Origin of the sequence: Mariniphaga sp. (assembly GCF_041687215.1) — a bacterium.
Classification (GTDB): domain Bacteria; phylum Bacteroidota; class Bacteroidia; order Bacteroidales; family Prolixibacteraceae; genus Mariniphaga.
In genome coordinates this window covers 1-3,052 of record NZ_JAWLCI010000125.1, presented here as the reverse complement: position 1 = coordinate 3,052, position 3,052 = coordinate 1, and the positions used below count along the sequence as shown (strand labels likewise).

Sequence of the window (3,052 nt, the reverse complement as noted above, 5' to 3'; positions counted from 1 at the left end):
TGCTACGGGATGTTTGTTTTTGTACACCCTGAAAATACTGATAATTCAGCTATTTTTAGGTAACAAACTCCCTTTTTTTATGAATAATTCAGGCTAAATGAAGTTTCTTGTTTTCATTAAAAATATGTGTGACATTCAGGTTCGGAAAAAAATTACCATAGGATTTATCAAGAAAGGCAGGTTTGCCCGGACTTCCCAGGTAGGAATCTGTAAGTTCATACCTCAAACCTCCATTGACTTTCCAGGTTTCACTTAATTTCCAGTTCATCAAACCATAAACAGCAAAAATCTTTTCATCAAGCGAAGAGAAGTTTGTGAATAAGGGATCGATGATGGTTTTATTTTCAGTAATTCTGGTAACTCTTACATCGTTGGTAAATTCAGACCAGGACCCTTTTAATCCGGCCTCCAACGTAAATTGCTCATTAAATTTGCCGGAATAGTCAATATGGGCTATAAGAAATTCAACCGGTGTTTTCTTATTTGTTTTTATCTGTTCCGTTTCTGTAACAGGCGAATCATTTATCCGACGTTCATTATTGTATTCATTCGGATTATTGTTGTGGTAATAAAGATAGTCGAACAGCAAGCCGATTTCCTGATTGTCATTAAATTTGTGTTTCAATCCTGTTCCAATGTCTGCGTTTTTCCATACATTAATTCCTCTTTCTGACCTTTCAGTAGTTACCAGCGTATCTATTGAAGGATTAAAAAGATTTGTGGTAAAATTTTTACTGTCCCAGTTTCTTTGATAACCTGTTGCGGTAACATGAATAAGAGTTTTTTCTGTCAGAATAAATTCCATTCCGGCATGTAAATTTTGAATGGTGAGATTTGGATTTCTGATGCTGGAGTCGATATCAGACTCAATAAATCCATTTACGGTCCGGTATCTCTCCATATAAGACAAATGCCGGTTGTAATCATGACGAATGGAGTAATTCAGGAAAGCATTAAAGTTTTTACTCCGGTGATTTAAGTTGAAATTTCCACCCAGAATTTCGGCTTGATTGTAACCCAGGGTAAGTCCGAAACTTCCGTTTGTTCCCATGTCCGGATTTTCTTTCATTACAATATGAATGATACCTGCATTGCCTTCGGCATCGTATTTGGCAGGAGGATTGGTAATCAGCTCAATTTTACCAATGTTTGCCGCGCTCATGCCATCGAGCATCTGAACCACGGCATCCAGCGGCAAACGATTCACTTTGTTATTAATCATTACCAAAACACCTGACTTTCCATTCAGTGCTATGCTCCCGTTTTGCCGGTTTACAACCACACCCGGACTTTTTTCAAGAACTTCAAGAGCCGTATTGCCTGCCGAAGTAACGCTGTTCTGAACATTGATGATGGTTCGGTCTGCCTCCTTTTCAAACACCGGACGTTTCCCGTTAACCACAACTTCGTCCAGTTCATGTATATTTTCTGCAAGTAAAATGGTTGGGAGTGTAACTTGTTTCTGTAAATCTCCAATATTTATTGATGAATTATAAGGAATATAGCCCAGCATCGAAACATGAATATTGTAGGCGCCCGGTTTAATTTTAAGGTTGAACTTCCCGTTTTCACCGGTTATTGTTCCCGCTTCCAAAGTTGAATCGGCAGGTTGTAGCAACAAAACATTGGCAAAAGGCACTGCATTGTTGTCGGGGGAAATAACTACTCCCGTTACCAAGACTTGGGCTTTTATTTGAAAAATTACGAAAAGAAAAATAAAAGAATTAAGAAAAATGCTTTTCCGAAAAATATCAATAAAAGTAATTTTTGAATTCATTTTGGTAAATTTTGACGTTAAATGAGATACTTAGTCAAAATTAATCCACGGATATGCTTTCTGTTTTTCTTAAAAGTTCAATTATTTTACTTTGCGGATAAAAAGACACAAAAGGCTTTATTTTCCCGTGACCGAATGGATAAATTCATCAATGGTAGTGGGTTTTAAAGCAAACCTTGCAATGGTAAAATTTTCATCAAGAACCTGGTTTGATGTGTCGGTGTATAAAGTAAATTTCATTATTCTAGCAAAACCGGGGTGCAGCGGTTTTAGTAATACCGCAAAAAATTTAAGTACTACAGCGGGAACATGACTAATTTTTGGATGAATTTTTAACGCTTTGCCAAACCGTTCAGCAACTTCATTCCGTGAGAGATTTTCAGGTCCGCCCAGAGAAACCGTTTCGTTGTAAAATTCTTCATTTAGTATAACCAGTTTCAGCGTTGCCACAATATCCTTAACCGCAATAAAATTCATCGGATTTGTCCCTTTGCCAAGAATGGATACTTTTCCTTTCTCAACAATACTCTTACCCGAAAACTCATAGGCGTGCCACTCCATAAAAGCAGGCAGGCGAAGTATAGTATAATTCAGCCTGCTCTTTTTCAGGTTCTGTTCAATTTTGAATTTAGTGCGTTAAAAATCGATGGGATGATTAGCAGAAACATTCACAACCGAGGTATAAATGAAATGTTTCACCTCGCTGTTTTTTGCCTCGTCAATCAAACGCCTGTGCCCGGCGTCGTCCACATTTTCCGATTTGTCTTTGCCTCTGCCCAGTAATCCATGTGCGGAGGTAAGCACAACATCAACGTTTTTGAAAATGTTTTTCACATCTTCAGGATTTGTAATATCGCCGGGAACCACAAGTGCCCCGGCTTTTTCAAGATCGGCAGCTTTGCCCGGGTCCCTCACCAGAACAGAAACCTTAAACCCTTCTTTCAGGAAGAATTTTGCCGTTGCGCTTCCCAATACGCCATTTCCACCTAAAATAAAAAGATGTGCCATGGTTTTAAGAGACTGTTTCGAAATAACATTTCCACAGTTTATGAGGATATCTCAAGGATGTTTTTTGTTTTATAAAATAGACGCTTTCAGGTTATATCCCGATTGCATCGGGATGCTCTGAACTAAACACAAACAATAATTAACTGGAACGCAACATTTTAACTATTAAGGTCGAAAAATAAAATTATGTGCTCAATGAATTTTGATTTGACTGAATGAGTTCTTCCAGTTTTTTTCTGTTCTTCCAGCTTTTCAATTTCAATTCTC

General features: G+C 37.8%; 1 protein-coding gene and 1 pseudogene. Both read right to left on the bottom strand.

Going from position 1 to position 3,052, the window contains the following annotated elements; all coding sequences use genetic code 11:
* Positions 1 to 88 precede the first annotated feature (88 nt).
* The gene (locus tag ACESMA_RS21435) at positions 89 to 1,678 is read right to left on the bottom strand and encodes a TonB-dependent receptor (RefSeq protein ID WP_372950929.1); all 1,590 of its coding nucleotides are present in this window, start codon (positions 1,676 to 1,678) and stop codon (positions 89 to 91) included.
* 216 nt (positions 1,679 to 1,894) lie between these two features.
* A pseudogene (locus ACESMA_RS21430) lies at positions 1,895 to 2,785 on the bottom strand (SDR family oxidoreductase).
* Between the last annotated feature and the right edge of the window lie 267 nt (positions 2,786 to 3,052).